12 protein-coding genes are annotated in these 15,003 nt (G+C 65.7%); 8 read left to right on the plus strand and 4 right to left on the minus strand.

Translation table 11 applies throughout. The features are described from left to right. Positions 1-10 precede the first annotated feature (10 nt). Positions 11-1,225: a M20 family metallopeptidase gene (locus XH79_RS02285; protein ID WP_212338352.1), complete on the plus strand. Its 1,215-nt coding sequence runs from the start codon at positions 11-13 to the stop codon at positions 1,223-1,225. A gap of 39 nt (positions 1,226-1,264) precedes the next feature. Further along, positions 1,265-2,392 (plus strand): M24 family metallopeptidase, encoded by a 1,128-nt coding sequence (locus tag XH79_RS02290; protein WP_271580486.1) that lies wholly within the window; start codon positions 1,265-1,267, stop codon positions 2,390-2,392. A 47-nt stretch (positions 2,393-2,439) separates the two neighbouring features. Here the strand turns inward: XH79_RS02290 and XH79_RS02295 are convergent, their stop codons facing one another. Then, a complete protein-coding gene (locus tag XH79_RS02295) occupies positions 2,440-3,114 on the minus strand; it encodes a hypothetical protein (RefSeq protein ID WP_271580487.1) in 675 nt (224 codons plus the stop codon). Between the two features lie 324 nt (positions 3,115-3,438). Between XH79_RS02295 and XH79_RS02300 the strand changes: the two genes are divergently transcribed. Then, positions 3,439-5,619, plus strand: a complete 2,181-nt coding sequence (locus tag XH79_RS02300; protein WP_271580726.1) for a TonB-dependent receptor — start codon at positions 3,439-3,441, stop codon at positions 5,617-5,619. A 128-nt stretch (positions 5,620-5,747) separates the two neighbouring features. Beyond that, entirely contained in the window at positions 5,748-8,372 is a 2,625-nt protein-coding gene (locus XH79_RS02305; RefSeq protein WP_271580488.1) for a spermidine synthase, read from the plus strand. A gap of 10 nt (positions 8,373-8,382) precedes the next feature. On the opposite strand, the gene XH79_RS02310 is transcribed toward XH79_RS02305, so the two are convergent. From XH79_RS02310 to XH79_RS02320, 3 genes are all read right to left on the minus strand, one after another. Then, the gene (locus tag XH79_RS02310) at positions 8,383-9,006 is read right to left on the minus strand and encodes a 2OG-Fe(II) oxygenase family protein (protein WP_212338349.1); all 624 of its coding nucleotides are present in this window, start codon (positions 9,004-9,006) and stop codon (positions 8,383-8,385) included. A 101-nt stretch (positions 9,007-9,107) separates the two neighbouring features. Then, positions 9,108-9,449 carry a hypothetical protein gene (locus tag XH79_RS02315; RefSeq protein ID WP_271580489.1) on the minus strand — a complete coding sequence of 114 codons (342 nt, stop codon included), beginning with the start codon at positions 9,447-9,449 and terminating at the stop codon, positions 9,108-9,110. Positions 9,450-9,537: 88 nt separating this feature from the next. Next, complete coding sequence (locus tag XH79_RS02320; RefSeq protein ID WP_271580490.1) at positions 9,538-11,553, minus strand: hypothetical protein; 2,016 nt, start codon at positions 11,551-11,553, stop codon at positions 9,538-9,540. 290 nt (positions 11,554-11,843) lie between these two features. On the opposite strand from XH79_RS02320, the gene XH79_RS02325 reads away from it, so the two are divergent. The 4 genes from XH79_RS02325 to XH79_RS02340 are packed head-to-tail and all read left to right on the plus strand — an operon-like array spanning position 11,844 to position 14,987. Further along, positions 11,844-12,749, plus strand: coding sequence for a peptidylprolyl isomerase (locus XH79_RS02325; RefSeq protein ID WP_271580491.1), 906 nt, complete (start codon positions 11,844-11,846; stop codon positions 12,747-12,749). Continuing rightward, positions 12,746-13,738: a HupE/UreJ family protein gene (locus XH79_RS02330; RefSeq protein ID WP_271580492.1), complete on the plus strand. Its 993-nt coding sequence runs from the start codon at positions 12,746-12,748 to the stop codon at positions 13,736-13,738. The genes XH79_RS02325 and XH79_RS02330 overlap by 4 nt, the downstream gene beginning before the upstream one ends. A 17-nt stretch (positions 13,739-13,755) precedes the next feature. Beyond that, positions 13,756-14,373 (plus strand): HupE/UreJ family protein, encoded by a 618-nt coding sequence (locus XH79_RS02335; protein WP_271580493.1) that lies wholly within the window; start codon positions 13,756-13,758, stop codon positions 14,371-14,373. Beyond that, complete coding sequence (locus tag XH79_RS02340; RefSeq protein ID WP_271580494.1) at positions 14,370-14,987, plus strand: HupE/UreJ family protein; 618 nt, start codon at positions 14,370-14,372, stop codon at positions 14,985-14,987. The genes XH79_RS02335 and XH79_RS02340 overlap by 4 nt, the downstream gene beginning before the upstream one ends. Positions 14,988-15,003 lie beyond the last annotated feature (16 nt).

Below are 15,003 nucleotides of genomic sequence, written 5' to 3' on the forward strand. Positions count from 1 at the left end.
GATTTCTCTCATGGATCACAACGCACTTCTCGCCCGGATCGACGTGCCCGCCGCCCTCGACCTCTTGTCGCGCATGGTGCAGCACAAGAGCTACTCCAAGTCGGAGGGCGAGAAGCAGCTCGCCTCCTTCATGGCCGGCCGCATGCGCGAGATCGGCCTCGAAAGCGAGCTCACGCCCTTCGGCGACGAGGGACGCGTCAACGCCGTCGGCCGCTGGAAAGGCACCGGCGGCGGCAAGAGCCTGATGTTCAACGGCCATCTCGACACCAACCCGGTGACCGAGGGCTGGACCGTCGATCCCTGGGCAGGCAAGGTCGACGACGCCTTCATCTACGGCATCGGCGTCTCCAACATGAAGGCCGGCGACGCCGCCTATTTCTGCGCCGTCAAGACGCTGATCGACGCCGGCGTCAAGCTCCGAGGCGACGTCATCCTCACCTACGTGGTTGGTGAGCTACAAGGCGGCGTCGGCACCTACTCGCTCGTCGAGCAGGGACTTCGCGCCGATTATTTCATCAATTCGGAGCCGACCGACCTGAAGGCGATGACCATGCACGCCGCGGCGTTTATGTTCATCATCGAGCTCACAGGAAATACCCGTCACCTGTCCAAGCGCGAAGAGGCGGTCGACGCCATCACCGCGGCGTGCGACCTCATTCCGCGTCTCAACGCGATGAAGTTCTCGGGCGCGCTCTCGCCGGAGCACGAGGGCATCAACCGCGTCCATGTCGGCGTCGTGCATGGCGCGCTCGGGCGCGAGCTGCACGAATGGCGCGCGCCGCAGGTTGCCGACTTCGTCCGGATCAAGGGCTCGGGCCGCTATGCGCCAGGCCAGACCGAGGCCGGCGCGCTGGCCGACATGCGTCGCGAGCTCGATGCGCTCGAAGCACGGTTTCCCGGTCTCAAGGCCAAGATCATGTCGGAGGATCGCTCCGGCGTGCCGACGATGCCGCCGTTCGAAGTGGCGCGTACGAGCCCGATCGTCGCCGCGATCAACCGCGCCTATCGCACGGTGCGCGGCGAAGACCAGCCGACCGGACCCGTTGCGCCGAGCTGTTTCTACGGCACCGACGCCGGTCACCTGCACTATTTCGGCAAGATGGAAGGTATCGTCTGCGGCCCCGGCGGACGCTACAACACCATGCCCGACGAGCGGGTCGATATCGTCGATTTCGTCGACATGATCCGCATCTACATGCTCGCGATCCTCGAGATCTGCGGCTGACGCGCGCTCGAAATCGCGCATCTGATCCCACGAGGGCGAATGACGATGTTGTTTCCGATCGACGAATATGACGCTCGCGTCAAGCGCGTGCGCGAGCAGACGGCGGCACGAAATCTCGATGTCCTGATCATCGATCAGAGCGAGTTTCTCGCCTATCTCACCGGATTCCTGATCTCGGAGAACATGTATCGGGCCTGCCTGCTGCCGCGCGATGGCGAGCCGATCATGATTCTGCGCGCCGTCGACCTCGGCCCGTTCAGCGAGAGCTCATGGCTGCAGCGCTCCGTCGCCTTCGCCGATTGGGAAGACCCGATCAAGGTCCTCGCCGATACCATCCGCAGCCTCGGCTGTGCGACGGGGCGTGTCGGCCTCGACGAAGATTCCTATTGCATGCCGCTGTCCCGCTTCAAGCATTTGTCTGCCCAGCTGCCGGACGCGCAATTCGTGGACTTCTCCGGCGTGATGGCCCTGCTCCGCGCCAGGAAAAGCGCAAGGGAAATCGCCGTGCTCCGGCGCGCCGCCGCAATCGGCGATCTCGGCATCGATGCCGCTGTGAAGGCGGCCGGCGAAGGCCGATCGGCCCGCGATGCCGCGGCAGCCGTCTATCAGGTGTTCATGCAGGAGGGCGCCGATGCGGCACGCGCGGGAATCATCACCGCCGGCGTCGGCAACGCGTTCCTGCACGGCGGACTCACCAAGCAGCCGCTCGCCAAAGGCGACGTTCTGCATATGGAGCTGTTGCCCTATATCGACGGCTACGGCGCCCGCCTGATGCGGTCGGCCGTGATCGGAGAGATGGACCAGCGCCGATCGCAACTCGCACGCCGTCTGATCGAGATCCAGGACCAGCAGCTCGAAGCGATGAAGCCGGGCGCCGCAGCCGCCGATATCGACGCGCTGGCCAGAGACACGATGCTCGCCGAAGGCCTGCGGCCCGACTTTCCCAATATCACCGGCTATTCGCTCGGCTGCTATCCGGCCCACACGCCGCGCACCAGCGACTTCTCACGTGTCTTCCTGCCCACCGTCGACTGGAGGCTGGAGGAAGGCATGGTATTCCACATGTATGTTTCCGCCGACGGGCTCGCGCTGAGCGAGACCGTGCTCGTCACAAACGCCGGGCATGAGTGTCTGACACGTGCCCCCCGGCGGGTGTTCCAGATTTAAGTTTGCACAGCCCCCCAATAGCAACGACGTCTGCCTGAAGGACTCGTTCAGTCATACTGAGCCGTGTGCGAGCTGCCTCGCTTCACCGCACTTTCCGCAACCGCCGGTCCTGTCGCGGGCACGGCTCCGCCTGCCTTCGGGAATGTCAGCGTCTCGGAGAGCTCGCCGCGCACCATCGTCACTTCGCGTGGGTGCACCGAACTGAGGCGCCAGCCCTGGTAGTCTCCGTCGAGCTTCAGGCGCAGCGTGGCCTTGCTGGTCTCGTCGACGAAAATGCCGACGCTCTGATCGCCGCCGACGACGGTTCCGACCAGCACCAGCCGCAGTTCGGCTGCCGGCGGGCCGGGCGGCACGGGCGGCGCCTTCGACACAGACTCCGAAATCGCAGGTGGCGACGGCGGCCGCCGCGAGGTCGAGAAGATCGGCCGTTCGTTCGTGTCCGTCAGTGCCGCGAGCGGGACTGCACAGAGCGGATTGCCGCGCATCGCTTCCCGATTGACCGGAGACCGCGATGGCGCCGCGGAACTGACCGGCGCCAACGTTGTGGGAGACTCCCCAAGGCTGGACGTCCCAAGGCTGGACGTCGGCCCGTTGAAGCCCGGCACGTCGATGTCAGGGAAATCCGCCGGCAGCGCGGAGGTCGAGGCGGACACGTCGAGCAGAGACGCCAGCACGAGCACGAACCCCACCGATATCCGCCGCGCCGCCTTGTGCCGTCTCATGTTCCCAGTCATCGGCCTGTCGGAAGCAACGCGCAAGAGTCTCAGTCAAGGAGGCCGGCGGCCAGCTCAGGCAAGACAAGCGGCTTGCCAGGCGCTGAACACCGAGGGGAGCAAGGCTTATCGGCTGCCGATGTGACACTTGTGCGAAACATCCGCGACCTCCCCGATGTTTCCCCGGCCTGCTGCGATCATTGCACACCTCGACACTGGCTCTGGGCCCCAGTATGACATTGTTGCCGCATCGTCATACTCCCCTGCTAGAGCTTGGCGTTGCTGGACTGGTTGGAATGCGGAGACGTGGCGGTGCGTGGGACCTTGTTGCGGATGTTTTCGGCCGCCGCATCGTCCGCCCTGTGTGCGCTTCCGGCAGCAGCCCACGAGCTCAGCCCGGTCGCGGCCGCCGAGCTTCCGCCGGTCACCGTCGCGGCCGAGGTGGAACAGCATCCGAAGCGGCTCGCCCGCAAGAAGCCGCCGAAAAATGCGGGTACGCGCAATCATCCGGCGGCCGCTCGCACGGACAATTCGACCGAGGGCGGCGGCGCAGCCGGGGCAGCGGCGCCCGGCGGCTCAGCCGCCTTGCAGCCCACGGCCGCCAGCGCAGTTCGCATCAGCGGCAAAGAGGTCAACGCGGTCCCATTCTCGCGGCCCGGTGAAGCCCTGGAAGTGGTGCCGGGCCTGATCGTCACCCAGCACTCCGGCGAGGGCAAAGCCAATCAGTATTTCCTGCGCGGCTTCAATCTCGATCACGGCACCGATCTCGCGATCAGCGTTGACGGCATGCCCGTCAACATGCCGACCCACGGCCATGGGCAGGGCTACGCCGACATCAACTTCCTGATCCCCGAGCTGATCCGGTCCGTCGATGTGCGCAAAGGACCGTATTTCGCCGACCATGGCGATTTCGCCTCCGCCGGTGCCGTGGCGATCGACTATGTCAACAAGCTGCCGCACAACATCGCAGAGATGACCTTCGGCAGCTTCGGCTATCGCCGCGCCTTGGCCGCAACGTCGAACTCCGTCGGCGCCGGCACGCTGCTGGCGGCGCTCGAGGCCACCAGATATGATGGCCCGTGGCGGTCGCCGGACGACGTCCACAAGCTGAACGGCGTGCTGCGCTACAGTCAGGGCACGGCGACCGACGGCCTGACCCTGACCGCGATGGCCTATTCCAACGGCTGGAATTCCACCGACCAGGTTGCGCAACGCGCGATCGACCAGGGCCTGATCGATCGCCTCGGCACGCTCAATCCGACCGACGGCGGCACCTCGAGCCGGTTCAGCCTGTCCGGCAGCTGGGCGCACTCAAGCGATTACGGACAAACCAATGTCCGCGCCTATATCGTGCGCTCCGACCTGCGGCTGTTCAACGATTTCACCTATTTTCTCGACAACCCCGTCAATGGCGACCAGTTCAGCCAGCTCGACCGCCGCAGCTTCGGCGGCATCGATGCCCGGCATGCATTCGATTGGCGCTTTGCCGGCATCGAGGCGCAAACCCGCGTCGGCGTGCAGAGCCGCTATGATGATATCCATGTCGGCCTGTTCAAGACCGAACAGCGCAATTGGCTCTCGACCGTGCGCGATGACCGCGTGCAGGAGGGCAATGTCGGCCTCTGGACCGATACGACCACGCGGTGGACCGACTGGCTGCGCACCACGATCGGCATCCGCGAAGATGTCTTCGCCGGACACGTTTTCAGCGACACGCCGCAGAATTCGGGCAACGCCCAGGCGTCGATGGCGAGCCCGAAGGCCGGCCTCGTGCTCGGCCCGTGGTACAGGACCGAGTTCTACGCCAATGCCGGCTACGGCCTGCACAGCAACGACATCCGCGGCGCGACCATCACGGTCGATCCCAACGACAAGGTGACGCCGCTCGACCGCGTGCCGCTGCTGGTGCGCTCGCGCGGCGCCGAGCTCGGCGTCCGCACCAAACTAATCGAGGGTCTGACCAGCTCGCTCGCGGTCTTCGTGCTCGACTTCGACTCGGAGCTGCTGTTCGTCGGCGACGCCGGCACCACCGAGCCGAGCCGCCCCAGCCGCCGCGTCGGCGTCGAGTGGACGAACCAGTACAAGCCGCTGCCGTGGATGACGGTCGATCTCGACGTCGCCCATACCCACGCGCGCTTCACCGATTTCGATCCGGCCGGCGCCCGCATCCCCGGTGCGCCAGCATGGGTGGCGAGCGGCACGGTCACGCTCGGCGGCGACACCGGCTGGTTCGGTGCGCTGAAGGCGCGCTATTTCGGTCCGCGCCCCCTGATCGAGGACGACAGCGTCCGCTCGCGGTCGTCGCTGATCTTCAATGCACGCGCGGGCTACAGATTCGACAACGGCGTTCGGGTGCAACTCGACGTGCTCAACCTCTTCAACGCCCAGACCAACCAGATCGAATACTACTATCTGTCGCGGCTGCCGGGCGAGCCCATCGAGGGCGTTGCGGATCGTCACGTCCATCCGGCCGAGCCGCTTGCGGTGCGGCTGACGGTGGCCGCGAGATTCTGACCGTCATAAATCCTGAAAAAATCTGACATAGAGCGGATGCTTTGATGAACCGAGCGCGCGAGATCGGCTGACGCAAGACCCCGGCTCCGACCGCCCAGCGGTCGCGTTCGAGGCAGGAGTTAAGGGGAATGCAATCTGAGCCTGATATCGCCATGATCGCCTCGGCAGAGCGGTTCGCGCGCACGGCACAGGACGAGGCCGCATCGATCCGGGGGCAGGCTGCACGCCCTTGGGCGCTCGTCTCCATCATGGCCGCATCTGGCTTTGCGGGCCTCGGCTACGAGATCGTGTGGACCCGCCAGTTGAGCCTCGCACTCGGCACCGAGATGATGGCGATACTCGGCGTCATTGCCGGTTTTTTCGGCGGTCTGGCCCTCGGCGCGTTCGCTCTTGATCGGCTGATCCGCCGCTCGTCATCGCCATGGCGCGTCTATGCGGCTCTTGAGGCCGTCATCGCCGTCTGGGGCCTGATCAGCGTGTGGCTGCTGCCGGCGGCCGGGCGGGCCCTGCCGCCTCTGCTCGGCACCGAACCGTCTCCAGTCTTGCTGTGGGCCGGCAGCCTGGTGCTGCCGACGCTCGTGCTGCTCCCCGCAACGATCGCCATGGGCGGAACTCTGGCCGCGCTGGAACGGATGACGCGACACGCGCGCGGCGAGGCGCGCGTCACTTCAGGCGTGTATGGGGCGAATACGGCGGGGGCTCTGGTCGGCACGCTCGCTTCCACATTCCTGCTGATCCCGGCGCTCGGATTTTCGGGAACATTGCTCTGCCTCGCCGGCGTCAACGCGTTCTGCGCCCTCGCCGCGCTCGCGCTTGGATCGGCAGCGGGCAGAGCCGATGCCGAACAGAAGCGGCCCGAACGAATTCGCGACCTCAGGCTCACGATCACTTTGTTCGCCACCGGACTGCTCGGAATCGCATTCGAGGTCCTTGTGGTCCGGCTCGCCGCGCAGGTGATGGAAGATACCGTCTACACATTCGCAGGATTACTGGCTGCGTATCTGCTCGGCACCGCGGCAGGCGGCCTGCTCTGGCAGCGGACCGGGCGAGAGGCGACTGACGGAAATCTCCGCGGCCTGCTCGCTGGAGCCGCATTCGCCTGCATCACAACCGCCGCTCTTGCGCCCTATGCCGGCCGACTGGTCGAGATCGCATCGGCTGCGGACATCTTCGGCGAGCTCGCAGTGGCGATCGCCCTCTTCCTGATCCCCGCAACCGCGATGGGTGCACTGTTCGGCCTGCTGGCGCAGCGGGTGAGCGATCAGCGCGGCTCGGTCGGAACGGCCGTCGGCATCAACAGTCTAGGCGCCTGCATCGCGCCGCTGGTTGCGGCGCAATTGCTGATCCCGGCCTTGGGCGCCTGGACGGCGCTGCTGGCCGTCGCAGTCGGTTATCTGCTGCTGCTCCCGCCCGGCCGGTCGGCGTTGCTGTGGTCCGCGCTACCTGCAATCTGCGCGCTTCTGCTGTGGCTCAATCCAGCGCCGTCATTGACGCGGGTGCCGCCGGGCGGCGCGCTGCTTGCGGTCCGTGAAGGGCCGATGGCGACGGCCGGCGTGGTCGACGACGCGGCAGGTACGCGCTACCTTGAGATCAACGGTCATTTCCGGATGGGCGGAACGAGCTCGACGCGGTCCGACTATCGGCAGGCGATGCTGCCGCTGCTGCTTCACGGAGCGCCGCGCCACGCCTTGTTCCTCGGCATCGGCACGGGCGCCACTATGATCGGGGGAACACAGGCGCCCGGCGTCAGCGTGCGCGGCGTCGAGCTCTCGCGGGAAGTGGTGGACCTGCTGCCCTGGTTCGTCGATCCTGCGGCGGCCTCAGTGCCCCGGCTGACTGTGGCGGACGCCCGCCGCTACGTCGCGGCGGATACGGGCCAGCACGACGTGATCATCGCCGACCTGTTTCACCCCGCGCTCGACGGCAGCGGCGCGCTTTATACGGTGGAGCATTTCCAGGCGGTGAAACGCAGGCTGGCGGCCGGCGGCATCTTCTGCCAATGGCTACCGCTGTACCAGCTCGACATGCCCTCGCTCCGCGCCATCATCCGCGGCTTTCTCGACGTCTATCCCGACGGCGCGGCCTGGCTCAACCACTACAGCGTCCGCACCCCGATGCTAGCGCTGATCGGAACAAGGGACGGCGGCCATCTCGATATCGATGCGCTGGAAGCGCGGCTGCACGATCCCGCGACCGCGAAGGTCGTACGGCCGCTGGGGTTCGAGGCACCGATCGACCTGCTCGGCCAATATGTCGGAGGTCCACGCGCGCTCTCCGCCTTCGCCGGCGACGGTCCGCGCAACACGGATGATTATCCGTTCGTGACGTTCGATGCGCGGCGGAATGTCCGCGCGCTCCGGGCAGCCCCCTGGTCACTGCTGCTGGCCGTGACCAAAGACCTCCAGCCGGATCCGAGTGAACTGCTGGCTGGGCCCGGGCGCGATACTTTGAGCGCGCGCCTCGCCGCTTACTGGCACGCACGCAACCGCTTCCTCGAAGCCGGCGCGTCGCTGCCCGGCGATCCCCGCGGTGCCGCCCTCATCGAAGCCGCCTCCCCGGGCCTCATCGACGCGCTTCGCCTCAGCCCCGAATTCGACCCGGCTTATGGACCGCTGATGGGCATGGCGAAATCGCTAATCGGCTCGGACCGCGCGGCGGCCGCCCGCCTGCTTCGCAAGATCAATGAGGCGGCGCCCTCAAGGCGGGATGCGCGGGAGCTGCTGCTGCGCGAGTTCGGCTTGCGTAACGAGTGATCTGCAGGCCTTACGGCGCGAAGTTGATGCGATAGCCCCAGCAGTCGAGATGATCGGGAATCGCGTTGAAGGCGATCGTGATCCTCTGACCGCCCTGATTCCTCGGCACCTCGTGGTAGAGGTAGCTTGGAAACAGCACGAGATCGCCGGGCTCGGCCTCGGGCAACGCATACTTGCCCGCGTTGAAGGGCCCGATGGCGGCTTCGCGCGTGTGGTGGCGGAAGGAGAAGTCGAAGCCGCCGGGCGGCCGCACGAAGACCGTCTTGCAGGCCGGGTGCGAGGGCGTCAGGTAGAAGATGCCGGAGACGAAGCTGTTGGCATGAGAATGCAGCGTCTGGTTTCCGCCGGTCTCGAGCATGTTTGTCCACATCTCCTTGACGGTCCAGCGCAGCTTTTCGCCGAACAGCAGGACACCGAAATCGACCAGCTTGGGGACGGCAAGCTCGGCGATCTGACGAAACAGCTCGTTGTCGCGGGGATCGGCAACTTCGGTGTGGAAGAGCTGACCCGAACGCAGATTACCCTCGATCCGGGTATTCCGGATCGCGGCCACGGCGGCCTCGTTCAGCGAGGGCGGAAGCAGCCCGGGCGACCGCAGCAGGGGAATCGGAAAAAGCGGCTCGATCTGATCCATGTCGCAACGTCACCCTGTTCTTGAAACGCGGGCAGACAATGCGCGGGCAAGGATGACACTGCGATGACAGCGTGCAGGATCTGCAAGATTCTCCGATCCTGCTACTCGTCGGCCCCGAGCACCTTCAGCTTCTCGCCCGGCAGCAGCTCGTGACGCCGTTCGCGCACCTCGTCAGAGGCACGTGCGGCCATGTCGAGACATTCGTCGAACTCGCCATTGCCGGCTTCGACCAGCGCCTGATGCAGGTGCCGTTCGGCGAAATAGCGCGACAGATGATCGGGCGGCAAGGCGGCCGCCAATGCGCGCGCCTCCGCCACCGCAGCATTGCACTCGTCTTGGGTCGGTTCCTCCGAGGCGGGCACGGCCGCACCGGGGCTAGCCGCAGCGCAGCCGAGGCCCGCGAGCACGCCGAATGTGTAGAGCGTAACACGAAACAGATGCATGTCAGTCGTTACTGGGCAGCAACAGCCCGCTTCAAAACGAGTGCGGCGGGACGCAATGTTGCGTCCCGCCGGGTGGACTCACATCACGTCAGTGGTGGTCGTGATGATGATGATCGTCGTCGTGATCGTGGTCGTTGTCGGCCCGCTGTCCGAGCTTGCGCGCCAGCTCAGCATTGGTCTCGACCAGAAGCTTCGGCGAACCTTCCGGCCTGACGAAGATCGGGTTGGCATAGAACCAGACGTTCGAGTAGGCCTGAACGTCGTGGGTCACCTTCTTGGCGCCGTTCACCGTCTCCAGATGCGCCGGGCACGCCGGATCGGTGCAGCTGACCTGCGCGTTGTTGGCATCGAGCAGTGGATTGCCAGCGGTATCACTGACGTTCGGAGTGCCGTTCGGAATGTTGGTTCCGCGCGCACGGATGTAGAACGGCTTTGTGCCCGCGGTAAACGTCGTCGTGAACGTCAGCCGCACGCCGTCGGGGTCGCCGCGGTGCTCGCGATGCATCTGCGTCGCGGGAATCTGCCGGGCGATCGTCGCCGACGGATTGTACACGATCGACGCGCCGGCCGTGCCCGCGGCATTCGCCACCGCGTAATTGGGCGCATCAGGCGCAACGACGCCGGTGATCTGGCCGGTGATCAGGTCGACATGGTCGAGCGACGGCTTGTTGAGCGGCTGCTTGATCCCCACCGGCACCAGCAGCGGATTGTTGAAGGTGTAGGGGCTGTTGTTCTCCCGCGGCACGGTCAGCTGCATCTCGACCGTGATCTTCTCGCCGGGCCGCACGACCAGTGTTTCACCCATGGTCTTCCAGTCGTCGCCGCGCGTCTTGGCGCGGAAGACCATATCCGGACCGATCAGGTCGGCGTTGACCGAGTACGAGTTGCCCGAACGCATGCCGTCGACGACGTGCTGCGACGAGAACCGTCCGGCGTTCGGAACATACAGCTTGGTGTATTCGCCGGGAATGAAGTCGGCCGTCGTGAAGGAGTCGCGCGCACCGCCGGCACCGCGGCTGTGCCAATCCGAGCTCACATACATGAAGAAGTTACGGCCTTCGCCGAGCAACCCGTCCCAGAGGCCGCCGACCTTCGCGGTGTAGATGCCGCTCATGCCGTAGGTGCCGCCGCCGACCGCGCCGGAGGTGTAGGAGCCGGAGCCGCCGTTGGCACCGCCTTCGGCGAAGTGGCCGGGCGATTCGATGCCGAACGCGACCGTCGGGCCCGCATTGTTGAAGTCGCGGAAGTGCTCGATGTTGTAGCCCTTGTTCGCGGTCGTGCTGAACGGGCCCTGGCGTTCGGTGTGGGTCGGGATGACGTAGGATTGCAGCGGATAGTTCGCCTGCAGCCACTTGATGCCCGTGAGCGCCTTCTGGTGGCCCGCCGTGCCGGTGTTGTTGACGTTGTCCTTGCCGGGCCAGAGCTGGTTGCCGCCGGCGTCGATGACGGGGCCGATCGCATCGGTGTCGGCGCGGTCGAAGCGGTATTCGAATTCCGCCATCTTGTCCGCGTTGCCGGGCCCCTTCCTCGGGTGCATCGGGTGCTGCCCGGTGATGACGGCGACGTCGACGTGTTCGTGGCCGGGCGCGATCCACTCGAGACCCTCGATCAGCACCTTGTCGTAGCGCGCCGAGCGATTGACGATGGTCGGATACTCGACCTCGCGGATCGACTGCCAGCGCCACATCTGCGCGCCGGTGCCGGAGCCGTTCGGGGTGCCCTTCAGGCTGCTGATGGTGATCCCGTCGATGGTCTGGCCTAGCGTCTGGCTCCAGGTCGTCGTGGTCTGCCCCGGAATATTGGCGCTGGTGTCGCTGAAGCGGCAGTCGCGATTGCCGGAACCGCCGTGGTTGCCGAGCGTGAACCAGTCGAGGTCGAAATTGTTGCCACCCGCCGACGCGGTACCCCGCCCGACGGCGCGGTCGATGGTGTAGCCGGCGGCAACCGAACCATCCGCGCAGGTATTGTGATTGTGCATGTCACCGGCGACATAGGGATTGCCGCGGCGCTCCCCCCGACCGAACTCCTCGGCCGTCGCGCTCTGAGTCAGCGCTAATGATGCCGATGCGGCGGTCAACAGGATCGTCTTGCCAGATGGAAACATCTATCTCCCCTCATTCAAGTCAGATATCGCGAAACAACAACGGAGCCTCCGGGAATCGAACACCATGTGCCCCAATTGGGGTGAGCGGATTCCCTGCGCGCGGGATCATGACCAGAGTTCCGATACAACTTCGTGAAGGATTTATGTTTGGTGCGCGCAGGTCGGCAATTTCGCCAGGCATCTTGCCTCCAGCGTTTGTCCGTTGCATTTTCCGCGCCGCGTGAAGGTGACAGTTGAAATGCTCTGCCGCATCAAGCGGCGGCGCGTGCTGCGAGATTTGTGACAACCATATGTCAATGCCGGCGACACCAGTTGAAGTGCAGTCCTTTCCGATATCGCACGCGGGAGGCCCGAGCCCGGGCGCCGATGCCCGTGGCGCCACGCAGCCGTCGCGCTCCTTCGTCTCGGCGCTCGTGCGGCTCTCGCGCGAACCCTTGCTGCACTTCACCTTGCTCGGAGCGATCATCTTCGGGATCGACGGCGTGCTGCATCCGCCCGCCAAGGACGAAAAGGTCATCACGGTGACCAAGGCGATGCGTCAGTCCTTCATCGACAATTTCGACGAGGACAAGGAACGCGCCCCGTCCAGCGAGCAGCTCCAGAAGATGATCGACAGCTGGGTCGCGAGCGAGATCCTCTACCGCGAAGGCAAGGCGCTTGGCGTCGACCGCGGCGACGAGACGATCCGCGACCGTATTGCCTTCAAGATGCAGTTGCTGATCTTCGACCAGATCCGCGTCCCGCGTCCCACCGACGAGCAGCTCAAGGCGTGGTTTGCGGAAAATCACGCCCGCTTCGACGAGCCGGAGCGCGTTTCCTTCTACATCACCCCGCCCACGGACCAGGCGACGGCGCAGCGCCAGCTCGACGACATCGTCCAGCAACGCGAATCCGAGGAGCTGCAGCATCTCACGCGCGCCGTCCTCGCCCGGCCGGTCGAAAGTCTTGCCGCAGGCTTCGGCGAAGGCTTCCGCGATCAACTGCTGGCGATGCCGGAAGGGGAATGGAAGCTGCTGCAATCCAAGGACGGCTGGCACGTCGCCCGGCTGGATTCCCGGCGCGAGGGGAATCTAGCCAGCCTCGACAAGGTTCGGGATGAGGCCGCCAGGATCTGGCATACGGACGAGACGCGCAAGCTGGCCTGGGAAGCGGTCAAGCGGCTCAAGGCGTCCTATCAAGTGCGGTACGAGCCGTGAGAACGATCCCATATCTGCGGTTGACGCTGCTGGCTTTGACGCTGGCGCTGGCCGTACTCATCCGGCCGTCGGTGCTCAGCGCGCATGAAGCGGCGATGGGCGTGCTTGAATTCCGCGAGGTCCGGCCCGGCGCCTTCGTCGGTCGCTGGAGCATCGAGCCCTCGATCGGCTCGTCGCGGGTCGACCTGCGGATGCCGCCGCACTGCTTTCTCCGCCTGCCGGAGATGAACTGCGGCACGAAGGGGCTGGTGGGTCCGATCACCATCACCAACCTCGGCTCCAACATGTCGGTCGTCCTAATCAAGGTCGTTCCGATCGAGGGCGATCCGCGCAGCTACACGATCTCGACGGCCAATCCGGTTGTCTCCGTTCTCGGCACCGGCGCGCCGACATTCGAGGTGTGGCTCGAGCTGGCCAAGACTTATGTGAATTACGGCATCGATCACATCCTGCTCGGCGCCGATCATCTGCTGTTCGTGCTGGGCTTGATCTGGATCGTCGGCGGCGGCTGGCGTCTGGTGAAGACGATCACAGCTTTCACGATCGGCCACAGCGCTTCGCTCGCTGCAGCGGCTTTCGGCCTGATCGGCGTGCCGGAACGCCCGCTCAATGCCTGCATCGCGTTGAGCATCGCCTTCGTCGGGGTGGAAATCGTCAAGCAGCAGCGCGACGAGATCGGGCTCACCGCCCGCTATCCTTGGATCGTGGCGTTCAGTTTCGGCCTGGTGCACGGCATCGGCTTTGCGAGCGCGCTGGCAGGGCTTGGGCTCGAACGCCGCCTGCTTCCGGCAGCGTTGCTGTTCTTCAACATCGGCGTGGAGATCGGACAGCTGGCCTTCGTGCTGCTGGTGCTCGCCCTGATCTGGGCGCACCGCCGGCTCGATGCCGTCGTGCCGCGCTGGGGCGAGGCCCTCCCGGCCTACCTGATCGGGTCGGTCTCGATGTTCTGGTTCTTCGGCCGTCTGGTGCGCGTGTTCGCAGTGATCTGAGCGAGAGTCCAAACACAATGTCTTTGCGCCTTCCCCTCACCCTCACCCTCACCCTCACAACCGCGGTCGTTTCGCTCGCGCTGACGCAACCTGCTCTCGCGCATGAGCAGGCCGGCGTGGCAGGCGGCCTCGTCAGCGGCCTGCTCCATCCGGTCACGGGCATCGACCATCTGATCGCGATGGTGGCGGTCGGGATCTGGGGCGCGCAGCTCGGCGCGCCGGCTATCTGGATCCTGCCGATCACCTTTCCGCTGGTCATGGCGATCGGCGGAGTGCTGGGCGTGCTGCATGTTCCGCTTCCGATGCCGGAGGTGATGATTGCCGTCTCCGCCGTGATCCTGGGAGTTGCCGTTGCCGCCCGGCTGCGCCTGCCCTTTGCCGCGGCCGCTGTCGTCGTCGCGGTATTCGCGATCTTTCACGGTCATGCGCACGGCGCCGAGCTTCCGCGCGCGGCGAATGCGCTCGCCTATGGCGTCGGCTTCGTCACCGCCACCGGCCTGTTGCACCTCTGCGGCATCGCGATCGGCACGTTGACGCGCTGGCCCGCCGGCGAGCGCCTCATCCAGGGACTTGGGGCCGGCATTGCGGCAATCGGCTGCTATTTCCTTGCGCAGGGCGTCGGAGCCTTCGCATGAAGCTGAATTCCGCGCGCCTGTTGATCGCCGCAGCGATGCTGCTCGTCGGCGGAAATGCCGCCGAGGCGCATATCGTCGCGGCGCGCCTCGGCGATTTCTACATGGGTGTGGTGCATCCACTCACCGATCTCCAGGATGTCGTGCTCTGGACCGCGACCGGCGTGCTGGCGGGTACGCTCGGAGCCGCCAAGGGGCGCTGGCTCATCGCCGTGTTTCCCCTAGGACTGCTGGCCGGCTTGCTCCTCGGGCACGTCTTCGGCGCGGCGTCCACACAGCTGGCGGACGCGGCAATGATGCTCGCGATCGGCCTGCTGCTCGCAGGCGCAGCGCAGGTGCCCACAGTGCTGCTCTGCGCGATGGCCTTCGCGGTCGCCGTGATCAGGGGTGCCGCGAACGGCGCCGACCTCGCGCCCGAAACCGACCGGGTGCTGTTTGCAGCAGGATTGACGTTCATCGGCTACGCCGCCATCACCCTGACGATGGCGCTGACCGCGGTGTTCAAGCGAACGAACCCGGATAGCGCAACATCCTGGCGCACCATCGCCGTTCGCGCACTCGGCGGCTGGATCGCGGCGATCGGCCTGATGATGGCAAGCCTTGCACTGGCGTCATGAGAAGGCACCAGGAGCG

It is taken from the genome of Bradyrhizobium sp. CCBAU 45389, from assembly GCF_028128625.1.
Taxonomy (GTDB): domain Bacteria; phylum Pseudomonadota; class Alphaproteobacteria; order Rhizobiales; family Xanthobacteraceae; genus Bradyrhizobium; species Bradyrhizobium liaoningense_B.